General features: G+C 63.1%; 12 protein-coding genes. 3 read left to right on the top strand and 9 right to left on the bottom strand.

Going from position 1 to position 18831, the window contains the following annotated elements:
* Positions 1-6 precede the first annotated feature (6 nt).
* From hutU to RA302_RS24930, 9 genes are all read right to left on the bottom strand, one after another.
* Positions 7-1680, bottom strand: coding sequence for a urocanate hydratase (gene hutU, locus RA302_RS24970; RefSeq protein ID WP_007732742.1), 1674 nt, complete (start codon positions 1678-1680; stop codon positions 7-9).
* Between the two features lie 42 nt (positions 1681-1722).
* Entirely contained in the window at positions 1723-3159 is a 1437-nt protein-coding gene (locus RA302_RS24965) for a cytosine permease (RefSeq protein ID WP_003940251.1), read from the bottom strand.
* Positions 3160-3363: 204 nt separating this feature from the next.
* Positions 3364-4728 carry an FAD-linked oxidase C-terminal domain-containing protein gene (locus RA302_RS24960; protein ID WP_030536968.1) on the bottom strand — a complete coding sequence of 455 codons (1365 nt, stop codon included), beginning with the start codon at positions 4726-4728 and terminating at the stop codon, positions 3364-3366.
* A gap of 16 nt (positions 4729-4744) precedes the next feature.
* Positions 4745-5818 carry a histidinol-phosphate transaminase gene (locus RA302_RS24955; RefSeq protein ID WP_030536969.1) on the bottom strand — a complete coding sequence of 358 codons (1074 nt, stop codon included), beginning with the start codon at positions 5816-5818 and terminating at the stop codon, positions 4745-4747.
* The gene (hutH, locus tag RA302_RS24950; protein WP_007732730.1) at positions 5815-7383 is read right to left on the bottom strand and encodes a histidine ammonia-lyase; all 1569 of its coding nucleotides are present in this window, start codon (positions 7381-7383) and stop codon (positions 5815-5817) included. The genes RA302_RS24955 and hutH overlap by 4 nt, the downstream gene beginning before the upstream one ends.
* 109 nt (positions 7384-7492) lie before the next feature.
* Entirely contained in the window at positions 7493-8284 is a 792-nt protein-coding gene (locus RA302_RS24945) for an IclR family transcriptional regulator (RefSeq protein ID WP_007732728.1), read from the bottom strand.
* Positions 8285-8375: 91 nt separating this feature from the next.
* Positions 8376-9038: an IclR family transcriptional regulator gene (locus RA302_RS24940; protein ID WP_030536970.1), complete on the bottom strand. Its 663-nt coding sequence runs from the start codon at positions 9036-9038 to the stop codon at positions 8376-8378.
* Between the two features lie 37 nt (positions 9039-9075).
* A complete protein-coding gene (locus RA302_RS24935) occupies positions 9076-10218 on the bottom strand; it encodes a CoA transferase (RefSeq protein WP_003940060.1) in 1143 nt (380 codons plus the stop codon).
* 11 nt (positions 10219-10229) lie between these two features.
* A complete protein-coding gene (locus tag RA302_RS24930) occupies positions 10230-11399 on the bottom strand; it encodes an acyl-CoA dehydrogenase family protein (RefSeq protein WP_030536971.1) in 1170 nt (389 codons plus the stop codon).
* Positions 11400-11633: 234 nt separating this feature from the next.
* On the opposite strand from RA302_RS24930, the gene RA302_RS24925 reads away from it, so the two are divergent.
* From RA302_RS24925 to RA302_RS24915, 3 genes are all read left to right on the top strand, one after another.
* Positions 11634-16280 carry an NAD-glutamate dehydrogenase domain-containing protein gene (locus tag RA302_RS24925; protein WP_230587598.1) on the top strand — a complete coding sequence of 1549 codons (4647 nt, stop codon included), beginning with the start codon at positions 11634-11636 and terminating at the stop codon, positions 16278-16280.
* Between the two features lie 109 nt (positions 16281-16389).
* On the top strand, positions 16390-17145 hold the full coding sequence (hutC, locus tag RA302_RS24920; RefSeq protein WP_024487384.1) for a histidine utilization repressor: 756 nt from the start codon (positions 16390-16392) through the stop codon (positions 17143-17145).
* A 217-nt stretch (positions 17146-17362) separates the two neighbouring features.
* Positions 17363-18757: a serine hydrolase domain-containing protein gene (locus tag RA302_RS24915; RefSeq protein ID WP_230587599.1), complete on the top strand. Its 1395-nt coding sequence runs from the start codon at positions 17363-17365 to the stop codon at positions 18755-18757.
* Positions 18758-18831 lie beyond the last annotated feature (74 nt).

The raw sequence follows: 18831 nt of genomic DNA, 5'->3' as shown, positions 1-18831 counted from the left end.
GCTGTTTCAGTTCTCGGTCATCGGGATGCGGACGCCGCGGGTGGCTGCCGTGTCGATGGCGTGGTCGTATCCTGCATCCGCATGCCGGATGACACCCATCCCGGGATCGTTGGTGAGAACTGCTTCGAGCTTCTTGGCTGCGAGTTCGGTGCCGTCGGCGATGCACACCTGTCCCGCGTGGATGGAGCGCCCCATCCCGACGCCGCCGCCTTGGTGGAGTGAAACCCACGAAGCGCCGGACGCGGTGTTGACCAGGGCGTTGAGCAGCGGCCAGTCGGCGATCGCGTCGGACCCGTCGATCATCGATTCGGTTTCGCGGTACGGCGAGGCGACCGATCCGGAGTCGAGGTGATCGCGGCCGATGGCGATCGGTGCGGAGAGCTCGCCCGAGGCCACCATCTCGTTGAACTTGAGGCCGGCGAGGTGGCGCTCACCGTATCCGAGCCAGCAGATGCGAGCCGGAAGGCCTTCGAAGGCAACCTTTTCGCCGGCCATGGTGATCCAGCGGCGCAGGTGCTCGTTCTCGGGGAAGAGTTCGAGGATGGCCTTGTCGGTGGCCTCGATGTCCTTGGGATCACCCGAGAGCGCTGCCCAGCGGAAGGGGCCGAGGCCTTCTTCGAAGAGCGGACGGATGTAGGCGGGAACGAATCCGGGGAAGTCGAATGCACGGTCGTAGCCGGCCTTGCGGGCCTCGTCGCGGATGGAGTTGCCGTAGTCGAATACCTCGGCGCCGGCGTCCATGAATCCGACCATGGCCTTGACGTGTGCGGCCATCGCGTTGCGGGAATCTTCGGTGAACTTCTGCGGATCCTTCTCCGACATGGTCTTCATGTCGCCGAAGTCGATGCCGATCGGCAGGTAGGCGAGGGGATCGTGCGCCGAGGTCTGGTCGGTCACGATGTCGATGGGGGCCTTCATCTCCAGCAGCGCCGGGAAGATCTCTGCCGCATTGCCTTCGAGGCCGATGGAGAGCGGCTTCTTGGCATCGCGTGCCGCGGTCGCCAGTTCGAGCGCGTGCTCGATGCTGTCTGCCTTGGTGTCGAGGTACTTGTGGGCGATACGACGGTCGATGCGGGTGATGTCGCAGTCGACGCAGATCGCGACGCCGTCGTTCATAGTGACGGCGAGAGGCTGAGCGCCGCCCATGCCGCCGAGACCCGCAGTGAGGGTGATCGTTCCGGCGAGTGAGCCGTTGTAGCGCTTCTTCGCGATGGCGCCGAAGGTCTCGTACGTACCCTGCAGGATTCCCTGGGTGCCGATGTAAATCCAGGAGCCTGCGGTCATCTGGCCGTACATGGTCAGGCCGAGGTCTTCGAGACGGCGGAACTCTTCCCAGTTCGCCCAGTCACCGACCAGGTTGGAGTTGGCGATCAGCACTCGCGGTGCCCACTCGTTGGTGCGGAAGACACCGACCGGCTTGCCGGACTGCACCAGCATGGTCTCGTCGTTCTTCAGGGTCTTCAGCGTGGCGACCATGGCGTCGAAGGCAGCCCAACTACGCGCTGCGCGACCGGTTCCGCCGTAGACGACGAGGCTGTCCGGGTGCTCGGCAACATCGGGGTCGAGGTTGTTCATGAGCATGCGCAGGGCACCCTCCTGCTGCCAACCGAGCGTCGTGAGCTCGGGGCCGCGGGGAGCGCGGACGGGGCGCGGCTCGTGGCCGGGGGTGCTGATTTCCATTGTGTTCTCCTAGCTTGCTGAAGTTCGAAAGACGTTGGGGGATCAGACGCGAGAGTCGGTCATCGCGGTGTGATCGGGGTAGATCATCGACGAGGGTGGATTGCTGGTGCGCTTGGCGAGTGGGTAATAGATCAGCCCGGTGAACACGATGCCGACCAGCCACGAGATGTCGGCGCCGCCGAGCATGTCCGTGACGGGGCCGGTGTACATCTTCTGGGCGAGGAACGGGATCTGGGCGAGAACGCCGGCGGCGTAGCAAGCCAATGCGGTGAAGTTCCATGCTCCGTATCGACCGTTGACGTCGTACAGCGCCGGAATGTCGATGCGTTCCTTGGAGATCAGGTAGTAGTCGATCAGATTGATCGCACTCCACGGCGTGAACACCATCAGCAACACCAGGACGAAGTTCTTGAAGTTGTCCAGGAAGTCGGCGCTGGCGGCGATGGCGATCAAGACCGAGACCGCAGTGAAACCGAGGATGTAGAGGGTGCGCGCGGTGCTCGAGATTCGCGACTGTCCGTTGAAGGCGGTGACGGTGGTCAGGATCGACATGAATCCGCCGTAGGCGTTGAGCACGTTCACCGTCAGCTTGCCGACCAGGATGACGAAGTAGATCAGGAAGGCGATGGCAGCGGGTCCGGCCAGATCTCCCATGAAGCCGACCTGGTTACCCAGGAACGCGTCGCCGGCGCAGGCCGCGACGAGAGCGCCGAAGGTCATGGACCACTGCGATCCGATGACACTACCGAGGAACGTCGACCAGAACGTGGTGCTCTCGGAAGTGCTGCGCGGCAGGTAACGCGAGTAGTCGGCGACGTACGGGCCGAAGGTGAGCTGCCAACCGGCACCCAGCGAGATCGCGAGCAGGAAGGTGACTATGTCGAAGCCCTTGATGCCGACGTACGAGGCGACGTCGTACTCGAGGAACAGTCGAACGGCCAGGTAGGAGAATCCGACGATGCCCACGACGGTGGCGATCCTGCCGACGATGTGGATCAGCTTGTAGCCGGTGACCGCGACGAATGCGGTGAGGAGACCGAAGACGACGATGCCGACGGTGGGGCTGTCGATGTGCAGGATCTTGTTGACGGCCTGTCCGGCCAACACGGTGCCGGTGGCAGCGAAGCCGAGGTACATCAGGATGACGAGAACAAGCGGTACGACTGCTCCCTTGACGCCGAACTGGGCGCGACTCGAGATCATCTGGGGGAGACCCATACGCGGGCCCTGTGCGGAGTGAAGCGCCATGACAGCGCCACCGAAGATGTTGCCGATCAGAAGTCCGACGATCGCCCAGATGGCGTCCGCGCCGAATACGACGGCGAGAGCGCCGTCGACGATTGCAGTGATCTGCATGTTGGCGCCGAACCAGAGAGTGAACTGGCTGCGCGGGGTGCCGTGTCGTTCTGCATCCGGGACGACGTCGATAGTGCGTCGTTCCGGAGTGAGGATGACCTCGGCCGGTCCATCGTGAGTCATAGGCCTGTCTTTCTGCTGCGAGCCCGTCGAGCGACGGAATCGACGTCGGGGGTATTGCCCACCTTCTTCGTGCTTGGTGCTTTGCGCCTTGTGCTTTGTGCGCTGGGTCACTGTCACTGCGGATAAATGTATATGCCTGTATATACAGGCGTCAATACCCGGGACCCGTTTTCGCGTAAATGCTGTGTAACACCACGCGAGAAATCAGAAACCCTTACCCGGGTTGAGGATTCCGAGCGGGTCGAAGGCAGCCTTGATCGATCGGTGCAGTTGCATGCTGTCCTCGCCGAGCTCGAGAGAGAGCCAGCGACGCTTCAGAACGCCGACGCCGTGCTCTCCGGTCAGAGTTCCGCCGAGTTCGAGAGCACGCCGGAAGACCTCGTCCGCGGCGGTCCACACGGCTTCGGGGACCGAGCCGTCGGCAGTGCGGTCGAAGACGAAGGTCGGATGGACGTTGCCGTCACCAGCATGCGCGACAGTCATGATCTTGACCATGTACTCGGCGGCCGCTCGGTCGATACTCTCGAGCATGTCGGGCAGTTTCGACCGCGGGACCCCGACGTCTTCCACGAGACATTGCCCGAGTCGTTCGGAAGCCGGATAGGCGAGTCGGCGAATCTCGAGTAGCTGTGCGGCTTCTGTCGCGTCCTGCGAGACGGCGACAAAATCGGCGCCCGCCCTCTCGAAGTGTTTCTGCATCGCCGCGGCTGCTGCGTCGGCATCGACCCCGTCGGCCTGTGCGATCAGCATCGCGGCGGTGTTGTCTTCCAACCCGATTCGTTTCCAGTCGTCGACTGCGCGCAGCGTTGCTCGATCGATCAGCTCCAGCAGGCTCGGTCCGATCCCGTCGCGAACGACCGCGGCAACTGCGTCCGCTGCGGAGCGGAGAGAATCGAAACTGCCGACGACGGTGACCGGTGCTCTCTTGGGCTTGGGCTGCAACTTCAGCGTGGCACTCGTGACGACTCCGAGTGTTCCTTCCGAACCGACGAGAAGACTGGTCAAGTCGTATCCCGCAACACCTTTGACGGTCCTTCGGCCTGTCCGCACGATCCGACCGTCGGCGAGCACAACCTCGAGACCCAGGACTGAATCGCGGGTGACGCCGTACTTCACGCAACGCAGTCCACCGGCGTTAGTGGCGATGTTTCCGCCGATCGTGGAGATCTCGAAACTGCTCGGATCAGGGGCGTACATCAGCCCGTACTCGTCTGCTGCTCGACTGATGTCGGCGTTGATCACCCCGGCTTCCACGACAGCGAGTTGATCGTCCGGATTGACCTCGAGAATCGAGCGCATGCGAGTGGTCGAGATGACCAGGCAGCCCTCGACGGCTGCCCCGCCGCCCGCCAAACCGGTTCCCGCACCGCGGGTTACCACCGGGACACGGTGAGCAGTAGCCCATTTCAGCGCCTCGGAAATGTCGGCCGCAGTTTCGGCGAGCATGACGGCCGCCGGATGGCCGGATTCGGCGAGATGGGCCTCGTCACGGCGGTACGAGTCCATTACCGCAGGGTCGGTGATCAGGCGACTCGAACCGATCGACCGAGCAAGTTCGTGGACGGACATTCTTTTCTCCAGTCGGTCAAAGGTTGTGTGCGAGTGCATCCACAGCGGCGATCACGGCGTCTTCTGCTGCCCGCTCACCTACGGTCACCCGCACACCCTCGCCGGGGAACATCCGGACCGAGACACCCTGCGCGACGCAGGCCGCTTCGAGTGCAGAAGCTCTCTTGCCGAGAGGAATCCACACGAAGTTGGCACCGCTCGGGACCGTCTCGACGCCGCGCAGAGCCAATTGCTCACGTAGGTGAGAGCGACCCGCGGTCACCGTTTCGACTATCGAATCGGTGTGTGCCGGATCGGTCAGGGCCGCGCAGGCTGCGGCCTCGGCAACGGCGCTGAGCCCGAAGGGCGGTGCAGCGCTGCGAAGATCCGCTGCGATCGCCGAGTTGGTGACGGCATAGCCGGCACGAAGTCCGGCCAATCCGTAAGCCTTGGAGAAGGTTCGGAAGACGACGATGTTGGGAAAGGCTCGAAGCAGGTCGACGCCGTCGACGTCGCTGGTCGCGAACTCCCGGTAGGCCTCGTCCAGGAGGATGAGGACGTCGCTCGGGATTGCACGGGCGAACGCGACGAACTCGGCGGTCGAGAACTCGCTACCGGTCGGATTATTGGGGTTGCAGACGAGTACCGCGCGGGTTTGCGGGGTCACCGCCGCCGCCATTGCACTCAGATCGTGCCGATGTTCGGAATCGAGTGCGACGGGGACACCGCTCGCCCCGGCGATTCCGATCAGTATCGGGTACGCCTCGTAGCTGCGCCACGGGTAGACGACCTCGGTGCCCGGACCCGTGTACGCAGTCAATACCTGCTGGAGCAGTGCCAACGAACCGGCGCCGACCAATACCTGGTCGTCGCCGACGCCCAGGCGGCCGCTCAACCGAGCGATCAGCGTGTCGCCGAACAGCGACGGATACAAGTGCGAGTGTGAGGCCGCGAGATTGACGGCCTCGAGAATGGCCGCCGAGGGTGCAACCGTCGACTCGTTGCTCGACGCCCGCCACCGAACCTGCTCGAGGCCGGCGGCTTTGGAGTATCGAGGGAGTGCTTCGATTTCGGGTCGGGGGCGAGGCCTCAGCGCACCGGGCGCGCTCATGCCAGGGCGCCGATCGCGTTCTCCGCGGCCGCAACAAGTGCACCCGATGCCGCCAAGTCCACCGCGGCCTCGATCTCGGGGGACAGGAAGCGATCGGTACCCGGCCCCTGCACCTTCTCGCGCAGGGTCCGAAGGACGGCTCCGGTGGCGGGGGAGGGCTCGAGTGGGGAGCGCAAATCGATTCCTCGTGCTGCAGTCAGTATCTCGATCGCGAGAACTCGGGTGAGACCGTCGATGGACCGGCGGAGCTTGCGTGCACCCGACCATCCCATGGAGACGTGATCTTCCTGCATGGCCGAGGAGGGAATCGAATCGACACTGGCCGGGCTCGCGAGTCGCTTGAGTTCGGACACGATGGCAGCTTGTGTGTACTGCGCGATCATCAGTCCGCTGTCGACACCGGGGTCATCGGCGAGGAAGGGGGTCAGACCGTGATTGCGTGCTACGTCGAGGAAGCGATCGGTGCGGCGTTCGCTGATACCCGCGACATCCGCGGTCACGATGGCGAGGAAGTCCAAGACGTAAGCCACGGGAGCTCCGTGGAAGTTACCGTTGGATCGAACCCGTCCGTCGAGAGTGACGACGGGATTGTCGACAGCACTGGCCAATTCGCGCCCGGCGACGAGGCGGGCGTGATCGACGGTGTCGCGTGCGCCGCCGGCGACCTGCGGTGCGCACCGCAGTGAGTACGCGTCCTGAACTCTGGTGCAGTCAGGGCCCGCGTGGCTGGCGACGATCGGGGAGTCGGCAAGCAAGCGCACCATGTTCGAGGCGGCCGCGCCCTGTCCGGGGTGGGGGCGAAGCGCCTGAAGATCGGCGGCGAACACTTGATCTGTGCCGAGCAAGCCCTCGACGCTCATAGCGGCAGCGATGTCGGCCAACTTGAGCAGATGATCGAGATCGGTGATCGCAAGGGCCAGTTGGCCGAGCATCCCGTCGGTACCGTTGATCAGTGCGAGGCCTTCCTTCTCGGCCAGAACCACCGGTTCGAGGCCATGGGCAGCCAATGCCGTTGCCGCATCGGTGAGTTCACCGTCGGCGGTGCGGACGGAACCTTCACCGATGATTGCCATCGCCACATGCGCCAGTGGTGCCAGATCTCCCGAGCATCCGAGGCTGCCGTATTCGTGCACCACCGGGGTGATGCCTGCGGTGAGTAGGTCGGCGTACGCCTGTGCGACTACAGGGCGCACTCCGGTCCGCCCGGTGGCGAGCGTCGACAGACGCAGAAGCATCAAGGCCCGGATCACTTCGCGTTCGACTTCCGGTCCCGAACCTGCCGCATGTGAGCGGATCAGGCTGCGCTGCAACTGTGTCCGCAGATGCGCCGGAATGTGCCGGGTGGCAAGTGCGCCGAATCCGGTGGAAACTCCGTAGACCGGTGTGGGGTCTGCGGCCAGCGCTTCGATGCGTGCACGACTTTCGGCGATCGCGGCCAGTGATTCCGCGGTCAATGCAACGCCGTATCCGTTGCGCGCGACGTCGACGACGTCGGCGATGGTGACAGCGCCGATTCCGACCTCGATGGTTCGGGTGGCTGTCTGGGTGGCAGGGGTGGCGTTCATGGGACTCCAATGATGATGCGTGGCTATCTAACAAAGTCTTGTATACGAGACTCTAGTCTTGAATATGAGACGAAAACAAGGCCCGCAAAGTACGGAACGGAGGAATTGGCTACATGTCTGCGGTCGGGGTCTCCACCATTCGATCTCCGAGATCGGCGGAGAACTCGGCGCTGACGGCGCGCACTCGGTCGGCGATCAGGGCACTCTCCTCGGCCGATTTGGAGCCGGAGAGGAAGGTGACGCCGAGAGCTGCGACCGGACGACCGTCCCGTGTGATCACGGGGCTGGCGATGCAGTTGATCCCGGATGTCGTCGCATTCTCTTCGACCGCATATCCGCTCTCACGTGCTGCGGCGAGCAGTTCTCGCAGTTCGGCGAGCGTCGACGGACCCGTTCCGGTCCGCGTCGGCCAGGTGTACCCCTCGTAGAGCGCGCTGATCTGTTCCGCATCCAGACGGCTCAGAATCGCCCGCCCGACTGCGGTGAGATGCGCCGGAAGGCGGGTCCCGATCTCGGTCACCAACCGAACGCCGGGCTTCAGAGGTTCACGTTTGTCGAGGTAGATGACGTCAGAACCCTGAAGTACCGCCAGATGGGAGGTCTCGTCGGTCGACTGAGTGAGTGCCAGCATGAATCGTTGGCCCTCACGGTGAAGTGGGCCGGACCGCATGTACGACGCACCGACTTCGAACGCCGAGACACCCAGGGTCCAGGCGCGTTGATCAGCCCAGTACGAGACGAACCGTCGATCCCGCATGACATTGAGGAGGTGATGCGTCGTACTCTTCGGCAGCTCGAGGGCGCTGGAGATTTCTGCCGTCGCCAGCGGCACACCCCGGCGGGCCAGGAGATCGAGCACGTCGAGCACGCGCTCAGCAGATTTCACGCGGCTCGTCGTCATATGGGGTGTGTCCTTACGGGTAGGGCTGAGGTGGGAGCGGGGACCCACATTGTCTCGGATACGAGACTGAATCGCCAAGTGCTCGGGGTGGTCAGGGAGTCTGGTTGCCGAGTTCCGCGGACAACCGGGCGCAGTGCTCCACCAAGACGCGGCCGTGGCTGGCGCAGACCTCGTCCGTCAGACGGAAGGTCGGGCCCACGACGCTGAGCGCTCCGGCTATCTGACCGACCGCGTTGTAGATCGGCGCGGCAACTCCGGTCGAGTGATCCTCGATGGTGTCGTGCGCAATGGCGTACCCGCTCTCGCCTACCTTGCCGCTCAACGCTGCGCCGACGGCGGTGCCGTCCAGGGGAACGCTCTGGCCCACCCACCCCATGTGGCGGATCGCGTGCGTGCCCTCGATCTGATCGAGATACAGCGCAGTGTCTTTCGGTCCCTTCGTCGACAGGTAGGTCGACTCTCTCGTGGTTTCGGCGATGGCCTTCATCGCGGGCCGCGCTCTCGGCAACAGTTGATTGTCACCGAGTGCGCGAGCCCCGATCTGTAGTAGCCGCGGGCCGACGCGATAGACGTTGTCCTCGCCGCGGACGACGAACTCGGTTTGTTCGAGGCTTCTGATCAGGCGAAGCGCGGTACTGGTTGCCAGATCGGTTGCCTTGGCGGCGTCGCCGAGCGTCAACCCGCCGTGCTCGACGATCGCACCGAGAAGTTCGAACGTGCGATTCGCGCTGCGGGTCACGTCGCCGGGGGCCATGTCCTACTCCAAGTGCCGAGGGATGTCTGCGCTGAATCTATCGCGAGCCCGGCAGTACCTCACCGTGGTGCTCGTCCAGCAGGGGACTGCGGCGGACATCGGGGCGTCGGCTATCACCGAACACGACGGGTTGTCGTACGTAGGAGATTTTTCCTGCTACCGGGTGCTCGAACGATTCGACGACTCCGCGATACTCGGCCTGCGCGGAGGTGAGTGCCTGCTGGACGTCCCAGATTTCCGAGCCGGCGAGGCCCGCGTCGCCGAGAATACCGACCACGTCGGCGACGGTCTTTCCGGCAGCCCAGTTTTCGATCTCCTTGCGCAGTGCCGGTTCGTTCTCGGTCCGGGCGGTGTCGTCGGCAAATCGGGGATCTGCGATCAGGTCGACGCGATTCATCGTCTGCGCCAGCTTCTCGAAACCCGACTGGCTCGCAACTGCGAGGACGAAGAGTCCGTCGTCGGCCTTGTAGGTGTCGAACGGTGTTGACACCGGATGACGGTTGCCGACGCGTGGGGGAGTGAGCCCGGTGGATTGCAGTTGGCTGTGTGCTGTCGGCAGCATGGCGAGCATGCTGTCGAACATCGCGACATCAAGGTGCTGCCCGAGTCCGCTCGCCCGTGCACTCAGCAGGGCGGTACTGATTCCCCAGGCGGCGAACAGCCCGGCGACCAGGTCTCCGAACGACTCACCCAACCGTGTCGGCCCGGATTCCTCCGAACCGGTGATGCTCATGATTCCCGAAAGAGCCTGGACTACAAGGTCGTAGGCGGCGGCTCCGGACATGGGCCCGTCCTGTCCGAAACCGGAGATGGACGCGTACACGATGCGCGGATTGCGAGCCCGCGCAGCCTCGTAGTCGATTCCCAGGCGCTTGGTGACGCCGGGGCGAAAGTTTTCGACGACGACGTCGGCGGTCTCGATGAGCGTCAGCAGCGCCTCACGGTCCTCGTCGTTCTTGAGGTTGAGTGCCACCGAACGCTTGCCACGATTGAGCACGTTGAAGTAGATGCTCTCGCCGTCGCGGAACGGGCCGAGGTGCCGAGAGTCTTCACCGTGTTCGGATTCGATCTTGACGACGTCCGCACCGGCGTCGGAAAGCAGTGCGGTGCAGTAGGGTCCGGCAAGGACGCGCGAGAGGTCGATGACCCGGATGCCGTCGAGTGGGGGAAGTGCAGTCATGTCCGCGCCTTTCAGAACTCGGTGGAACGCGGCGACGGAGCATTGCCGGCAATGGTGAGCAACTGGATCTGCGAGGTGCCCTCGAAGATGCGGAGAATGCGGCAATCGCGGTACAGGCGTTCGATTTCCGATTCGCGCATGAAACCTGCGCCACCGTGGATCTGTACGGTTTGATCGACGATCGAGAAGCAGGCTTCGGTGGCGACGTACTTCGAAATCGATGCGGCGCGGCGGATGTCCTGACCGGCGTCCTTGACGTCGGCGGCCCAGTCTGCGGTGACGCGTGATGCGACAAGTTGCGCGTCGCAGCCACCGAGGAGTAGCTGGATTGCCTGGAAGTCGAAGATCGGCGTGCCGAACTGCTTTCGCTCCGTTGCGTACTCGCGTCCCAGTTCCCAAGCGCGCAGAGCGATGCCGTTTGCCATTGCCGCTACGTCGATGCGTGCTCGGTTCAGGGCGGTCAAGGCAATGTTGCCGCCGCGACCTTCGGTGCCGATCACGGAGTCGAGCGGCAGAACGACGTCGTCGAGGTAGACGGTGTACGTCGGGGCCGAACGAATTCCCATCTTGTCCTGCGGCTCCGAGTAGCTGATTCCCGGAGTTCCCTTGGGGACGACGAAGGCGGTGATGCCTCGGAATCCTGCGCTCGGGTCCGTCTTGGCGAAGAGCACGACCAGGTTGGCTTCCTTGGCGTTGGAGATGTACGTCTTCGATCCGGAGAGATGCCAGCCGTCGTCCTCGCGTCGGGCGACGGTACGCATCGAGGCGATGTCGGAGCCGGCATCGGGTTCTGTGAGTGCAAAGCCGGCCAGTAGTTCGCCCGACGCGAGCTGGGGCAACCAGCGATGCTTCTGCTCTTCGGAGCCGCCGACGAGAATCGGCTCGAGGCCCAGGTAGTGGGCGGTGTAGATCGATGCCAGCGCGGCGTCGGTGCGTGCAACTTCTTCGATGGCGACCAGTTGGGTTCGTGTCGACAGACCCAGCCCGCCGAATTCCTCGGGCACGGAAATGCCCATGAGGTCCTGCTGCCCGAGGCGCTTGACCAGCTGCGCCGGGAACTCCTTGGACTCGTCGCGTGCGGCTGCTCCTGGGTGGATCTCGGCGTTGGCGAAGGCTCGGACAGTGCTGCGGAACTCTGCGAGATCGACGCTGTCGGTGTCGGGCGCGGTCTGGGTAGTCACGGGGGCTCCTTCGAGGCGGAATAGTTACGAATTTCATCTAATGAAATCTAATTGCCACTAGTTGGCATGGACTGACTATGGCCGAGGGTGGCGAATTTGTCCAGGGGTGAAGTTGTTGTGTCGCGGCTCACGTTCTGCAATGATCAACTTGTCTAAGCCTGTATAGACAAGTTGATTGCGGATCGAACCCACTACAAGTCGGAAGCAGCGTGGCTTTCGACGGAAGGTGCTGACATGAGCCTCGTTTCAGTCGACACGACACCGGACTCCGAGAATGTGAGGAGGGTGTCCAGTACGTATTTCGAGGGCTTGTCGGCGGATCGATACGCTGCGCTCGCCGAAGACCGCAAGCTGGCGATTGTCGCCGCGCACATGGACCTTTCGCGTCGACGAGGACACAACTCGTCGATCTCGCGACTCGCGCCGGCCGGGGAGTTAGGGGATGGCCCCGCGATTCAATACGTCGGCGACGACATGCCGCAGCTCGTCGAAGCGGTCTTGGCGACACTTGCCCGTGCCCGCGTGGAACCTGAATTCGTGGTGCACCCCGTGCTTCGCACAGCCGTACAACCGGCGCACAGCACCGAAGACGCCCGGGCCGGGGAGCGCACCGAATCATGGATCCACATAGGACTACCCGCACACTGTTCGGACGCGCAGGCGCAGGTGATCGCGGACGACGTCGCCGGAATCCTCGACCGTATCGCGCGTGCCTTCCGCGATTCCGTGCCCCTGCGGGACCTCGTCGACGAGGCGCGCGAGCAACTGGACTCGAACGGCTACGCCGAAGAAGCTGACTTTCTCCGGTGGTGCAGCGCCGGAAACTTCAGTGTCATCGGTGGTGCGCGAACTGTCGACAGTGACGAGCCGTACGCCATCGGCGTGCTCCCCGATCCAACCGGCTCTTCGGATTCGAAAGCGGCGCCCCTCGCGATTGCAGTGGTGTACCTCCGGCAAGGGTTCGGTGGATCCGAATACGCCACCGAGATCGACGTGTCCGTCGGCGACCGTGCGTACCGATTCGTCGGGTTCTTCACCGCGACCGGTATCGTCGCCGACGTCAGGCGAACCCCGCTCGTGCGAGGACGCGTCGCAGACATCTTCGAGGCCTCAGGATCCACCGTCGATTCGTTTGTCGGACAATCGATGCTGGCAGTGATTCAGTCGATTCCGGTCACAGTGCTCCTGGCGGCCGAGCCGGCCCGAATCGCGGACGCGCTGGACGAACTCACTTCCGTGGACGGCCGCACATCGATCCATCTGTTCTTGCAACCGGTGGGAAGTTCCCCGGTCACAGGGCGAGATCAAGAGTTGTCGGCTTTGCTCTTCGTTCCGCGCGAGAAATTCAGTACGACGATCAGAACAACGGCCGAGTCGGTACTCGCCGACGCACTCGGTGCTCACAATATCGAGTTCTCCAGTCGAGTCTCGGAATCCCCCTTGGCCGTCGTACATTTCACGGCCACAGTCGGCGGCGGCGCGAACTTCGCGTCGGCGCGACAAGCACGGGAGATTCGGGACCTCGTCGTCGACGCGTGCCTGACGTGGGACGAACGATTCGTTCTGGATGCTTCGCACTACGACGAGCGGCGCAGGCGTGCTCGGTTCGCCGAGCGAGTTCCGGCGGCATACAAGCAGGATTTCGACGCTGTCCGAGCCGCCGAGGACATGGCGGTGTTCGAGGGCCTCGCGCCCGGAGAAGTAAGTCCACGGTTGGCCCGATCTGTCGACGGACCGGGTACTCACCGTCTCGGGCTGTACGTCTCGGGTGATCCGCTCTCTCTGGGCGAGGTGCTGCCCGTATTGCAGAGCCTGGGCGTCGAAGTGGTCGACGAACGTCCGTACGAGATCGCACCGGTGGGAACCGAACAGTCCAGGATCTACGAGTTCACGCTCTACTACCCGAGTGCTCCGGTCGAAGGCTTCGACAACTTTGCTGCGCGATTCGGGGCGACGTTTGCCGCGGTTCGAAACGGTGACGCCGAGCCGGACTCGTTCAACGAATTGGTCGCGATCGCGGGACTCGGCTGGAAACAGGTAGTGGTGCTGCGGGCGTACGCGGAGTTCTTGCAGCAAGCGGGATTTCCTTACAGCACCGGTCGCGTCGCCGAGGTACTTGCCGATCATCCCGAGATCGCCGGCAGATTGTGCGAATTGTTCGAGAGCCGTTTCGATCCTGACGTCGTCGACGGAGATCGAGGTGCACGTGCAGCAGCGGACGTGGAAACGGCCGTGGCGCAGGTGCAAGGACTCGACGCCGATCGGATCCTGCGCGCGTTGTCCGAACTGGTCCGTAACACGTTGCGTACCAACTATTTCGTGTATCCCACTGAATCGCTCGGCGCGCTCTCGTTGAAGTTCGATTCGGAGAAGCTGTCCGTATTGCCTTTCCCTCGACCGAAGTTCGAGATATTCGTGTACTCACCCGATGTAGCAGGTGTGCACCTTCGTTTCGGTACGGTGGCTCGCGGCGGCTTGCGCTGGTCGGATCGGAAAGAGGACTTTCGCACCGAGGTACTGGGATTGGTGAAGGCGCAGGCAGTCAAGAACGCAGTCATCGTGCCTGTCGGAGCGAAGGGCGGATTTGTCGTCAAACGCCCACCGGTTCCAGGGCTGGGCGCAGACGCAGACCGAGAAGCTGCGTTGGCGGCCGGGATCGATTGCTACCGATCCTTCATTCGCGGACTACTCGATCTGACCGACAACGTCGACAAGCAGAGCGGGGCCGTTGTCGCGGCGCGGCGGGTCGTTCGCCACGACGGAGACGACACGTATCTTGTTGTCGCCGCGGACAAGGGAACTGCGAAGTTCTCCGACATCGCGAACGAGGTTGCCGCGGAGTACGGATTCTGGCTCGGCGACGCCTTCGCGTCCGGCGGGTCGGTCGGCTACGACCACAAAGCCATGGGTATCACGGCGAAGGGCGCCTGGGAAAGTGTCAAGCGGCACTTCCGTGAGCTCGGCGTCGATACCCAGCACGATGACTTCACCGCGGTGGGGATCGGAGACATGAGTGGCGACGTCTTCGGCAACGGTATGTTGTGCAGCAAGCACATTCGCCTGATCGCGGCGTTCGATCATCGGCACGTGTTCGTCGATCCGAACCCGTCGCCTGAGCGCTCGTACGACGAGCGATCACGTCTCTTTGCGCTCCCCCGATCCTCGTGGGCCGACTACGACCCGACCTTGATCAGTGCCGGCGGCGGAGTGTGGGAACGCTCGGCGAAGCGCGTTCCGATCAGTGACGAGATACGAGAGGCGCTGGGCCTCGAGGACGACGTCACCGAACTGACTCCACCGCAACTGGTTCGGGCGATTTTGCGGTCCCCGGCAGATCTGTTGTGGAACGGCGGCATCGGAACATACGTCAAGGCCTCCGGTGAGTCCGACCTCGAAGTCGGCGACAAGAGCAACGACGCCGTTCGGGTGAACGGCAACGAAGTGCGTGCCCGAGTGATCGGTGAAGGAGGCAATCTCGGCCTCACCCAGGCCGGACGGATCGAATACGCACGCGGCGGTGGACGGATCAACACAGACGCCCTCGACAATTCGGCCGGAGTCGATTGTTCCGACCACGAGGTGAACATCAAAATCCTTCTCGACTCCCTGATCAGCTCAGGCGTCGTCACGGACTCACGTCGTGACGCACTACTCGAATCGCTGACCGACCAGGTCGCAGAACTCGTTCTCGCAGACAACCGTTCGCAGAACGAACTGATGGGTACCACGCGGGCGGATGCGGGGGCGATGATCGGTGTGCACGGCAGAGTGATTTCCAACCTCGAATCGCGCGGGATCGTCGACCGTGTCATCGAAGGGTTTCCGACCAAGAAGCAGTTCGCCGCGGCTGAGAAGTCGGGAACGGGGCTGACGTCGCCGGAACTCGCCACACTGATGGCCCACGTCAAGCTCGATCTGAAATCCACGCTGTTGGCGGGAAGCTCGATCGACAACCAGATCTACCGCAAGGCGCTGGTGAACTACTTTCCGGAGGGCGTTCGAGTTGCAGGGGGCGACGCCCTCGACCGGCACCCACTGCGGCGCGAGATCGTCGCGACCGTGCTGACGAACAACGTCATCGATCGGGGCGGCATCACCTATGCATATCGGCTCGGTGAAGAGGTCGGCGCTGATCCGGAAGACGCGGTACGTGCCTTCACCGTGGTTTCCGAGGTGTTCGGACTGTGGAAGTTGTGGCACGACATCAGCGAAGCCTCGATCTCGACCGCCGTATCCGACGAGTTGATCCTGCTCACCAGGCGACTGCTCGACCGGGCGTCACGGTGGATGCTGACACGTCGTCCGCAACCGCTGGCCGTCGGGGCCGAGATCAGCAGATTCGGTGATCGCCTCGCGGAGGCGTCGGCAGAGCTCGATGGCTGGCTGGTAGGCGCAGATCAGCGGAACCTGGCTGCGCGAACGGTCCTCATCACGGACAAGGGCGCGCCGGAGAACCTGGTCAGGCGAGTGGAGATATTGCTCGATCAGTTCGGACTGCTCGACGTGGTGGAGATCGCGGACCTTGCCGATCGGACGATCTCGGAGACCGGCGAACTCTATTTCCGGCTCGGTGAGCATGTTGGGCTCGTCCCGATGCTCAATCGAGTGTCGGCATTGAGCAAGGACGGAAAATGGAACGCGTTGGCGAGGTTGTCGTTGCGGGACGAGTTGTACTCGACGGTGCGGGCCCTGACCCTCGACGTCTTGGCCGACGCGGAAGCGGGTGACACGACAGCGGAAAAACTCTCGAGGTGGGAAGAAAGGAATGCGTCGAGAATCGAGAGGTCCACTCTCGCGCTCGCAGAGATCGAGGCGTCCGGGCAACACGATCTTGCTGCGCTTTCGGTTGCGACGAGCCAATTGCGGCGCATGGTGGGTTAGGTCCGGCGCGGACGCTCGCGGATGGATCGGAAAGGTGCACGAGGCGGATAGACTTCGGAGGCCGAACGGGAGAACCGACTCGGTGGTTTTCGACGAACGGGTGGTGGCGATGGCGATTGCCGAAGTGGACGCAGAACTCGCCGTGCTGTTCAACGAGGCAGGCGGCGAGTCCGCCCCTGCCTACGAACGGGTCAAGAACCTCGTGGTCTCGCAGATCAACTCGGGTCGGTGGACCGAAGGCGATCAGCTGCCTTCGGAGAATCAACTGGTCAGTGCGCTGGGGTTGTCACGAATGACGATCAATCGAGCGCTTCGCGAACTCACCAGCGACGGTCTGATCGTGCGGATGATGGGGGTCGGTACTTTTGTCGCCGCCACGAAGACCGCGTCCCCGCTGTTCGAAGTCAAGAACATCGCCGACGAGATTCAGCGCCGCGGCCACCGTCATCGAACCGAGGTCGTCTTCGTTCGTGAGGAAGAAACCGACCACGGGCAGACGTTCCTTCGTGAATCGGTGGGCAAACGGGTGTTCCATTCGCTGATGGTGCACTTCGAGGACGAAACTCCGATTCAGGTGGAAGACCGATTCGTGAATCCGAACGAGGCGCCCGACTATCTGCGCCAGGACTTCACCGCGATCACCCCCAACAACTACTTGAGTGACGTTGCGCCTCTGGTTCGCGGCGAGCATGTCGTGGAAGCGGTGTTGGGTAGCCCGGACGAATGCGAGCTGTTACGCATCGATCGCGGGGAACCGTGCCTGCTGATTCGCCGCCGCACCTGGTCGGCTAACGGATTGGTCAGCGCGGCGCGCTTGATCCATCCGGGTTCACGCAATCGCTTGGAAGGAACCTTCGAGCGCTGATCGTTTCGAATGGCGAATCCTGAACACTCGCTCGTCCGATTGCACCATTTTCGGGGCCGACTTCGGTGCAATCGACCAGGACGTGACTGCGAGCACACTGAGATCATGGGTGGACGGTTATTGCTTCCGCAACCTCACTTCCCGACGAGTGAGACCTGAGCGGATCCCAGCAACGCCGTCTACGCCGCTCGCTTCCATGATCGAAGGAGTTCGACCTGTGACCGACTTGCCCAAGGACCTACTTGTCGCCCCGAAGTGGCAGGAACGACTCGACGAACTGGCAGCCAAGCATTCGGTACCGGGCGCGCAGGTCGGTGTGATCGCGCTGGGCGAAGACGGCGCGGCGGACATCCGTGTCATCACCACCGGAGTGACGAGCCTGAACACGCGCGTCGACGTCGACGCAGACACCCTGTTCCAGTACGGATCCGCGAGCAAGATCTGGACGACGACGCTGATCATGCAGCTCGTCGACGAGGGCAAGCTGACGCTGGACACCCTGGTGGTGGAGGTGCTTCCGGAGTTCACGATCGCGGATCCTTCCAACACGAAGGAAATCACGATCCGCCAGTTGCTCACGCACACAAGCGGTATCGACGGAGACCTGTTCAACGACACCGGTGACGGTGACGACTGCGTCGAGAAGTACGTAGACGAACTCGCGACCGCGATCAGCGTCACCGAGCCCGGCGGGCATCTGAGTTACAGCAACGCGGGTTTTGCCGTTGCCGGCCGCATCGTCGAGGTCCTTCGTGAGATGACGTGGGACGAGGCGTTGGTCGAATATCTCTGGAAGCCACTCGGATTGACGCACATCATCACCAAGGCCAAGGACGCGCCGCTGTTCCGCACGGCCGTCGGCCACGTGGCCAACCCGGATCGGACGTCGCCGGACAAGGTGATTCCGACCAAGCAGTGGCTGCTTCCGCGCGGTATCGGTCCGGCCGGGATCATCACCGGATCGGTCAGCTCGCTCCTGACCTTCGGTGCTGCACACATGCGTGACGGACTCGCATTGACGGGTGAACGCATTCTGTCCGAAGAATCCGCGCGCCTGATGCGCACTCCGCAATTCGACCTGACCGCGGTCTCGAGCGTCGATCAGGCCTGGGGTCTCGGCTGGATCCTGTCCGACTGGGGTGGCGTGACGTCCGCGCAGCACGGTGGTGCGACGATCGGCCAGATCACTCGTTTTCACACCTTCCCCGAGCTCGGTCTCGCCATGGCCGTGGTGACCAACTCGCGTGGCGGCGGCGCCCTGGCCCACGACATCGAGAAGGAGATCGCCCAGGAGCTCGATCTCGTTCTGCCGGAGCCGAAGTCCGAGCCGAATGCGGAAGACATCGACCTGTCGCACATTCTCGGAACCTATGAATCGACAACCGTGCGAATCGAACTCACGCGCGGCGAGGACGGCGGATTCCAGGTGCAGAACTTCGCCAAGGTCGAGATCGACGGCGAGCCGCCGGCTCCGCCCACCAAGGTCGTGCCTCTGTCCGCCTCCCGGTTCTCGATCAGTAACGAGAGCGCTTCGGGTGAGATGGCTCATCTCACGATCGATGGCGAGCAATATCTCTACATGACAAGGCTTTTCAAGAAGATTTCCGACTAGTCGCGGCGAGATGATTCTCTCCGCTGAATGAAATCTCGGGCAGGTCGAAGGCGATGAGGGCCCTCGACCTGCCC

It is taken from the genome of Rhodococcus sp. DN22 (assembly GCF_036669995.1).
Taxonomy (GTDB): domain Bacteria; phylum Actinomycetota; class Actinomycetes; order Mycobacteriales; family Mycobacteriaceae; genus Rhodococcus_F; species Rhodococcus_F erythropolis.
Note: the sequence above shows the minus strand (reverse complement) of the source record. Positions and strands in the feature narration are given on the sequence as shown.

Coding starts and splice junctions, on each gene's coding strand:
- RA302_RS24960 (WP_030536968.1), bottom strand. CDS start 4,728: ATGTCCGTCCACGAACTTGCTCGGTCGATCGGTTCGAGTCGCCTGATC.
- RA302_RS24925 (WP_230587598.1), top strand. CDS start 11,634: ATGAGCCTCGTTTCAGTCGACACGACACCGGACTCCGAGAATGTGAGG.
- RA302_RS24965 (WP_003940251.1), bottom strand. CDS start 3,159: ATGACTCACGATGGACCGGCCGAGGTCATCCTCACTCCGGAACGACGC.
- hutC (WP_024487384.1), top strand. CDS start 16,390: ATGGCGATTGCCGAAGTGGACGCAGAACTCGCCGTGCTGTTCAACGAG.
- RA302_RS24940 (WP_030536970.1), bottom strand. CDS start 9,038: ATGGCCCCCGGCGACGTGACCCGCAGCGCGAATCGCACGTTCGAACTT.
- RA302_RS24945 (WP_007732728.1), bottom strand. CDS start 8,284: ATGACGACGAGCCGCGTGAAATCTGCTGAGCGCGTGCTCGACGTGCTC.
- RA302_RS24955 (WP_030536969.1), bottom strand. CDS start 5,818: ATGAGCGCGCCCGGTGCGCTGAGGCCTCGCCCCCGACCCGAAATCGAA.
- hutH (WP_007732730.1), bottom strand. CDS start 7,383: ATGAACGCCACCCCTGCCACCCAGACAGCCACCCGAACCATCGAGGTC.
- RA302_RS24935 (WP_003940060.1), bottom strand. CDS start 10,218: ATGACTGCACTTCCCCCACTCGACGGCATCCGGGTCATCGACCTCTCG.
- hutU (WP_007732742.1), bottom strand. CDS start 1,680: ATGGAAATCAGCACCCCCGGCCACGAGCCGCGCCCCGTCCGCGCTCCC.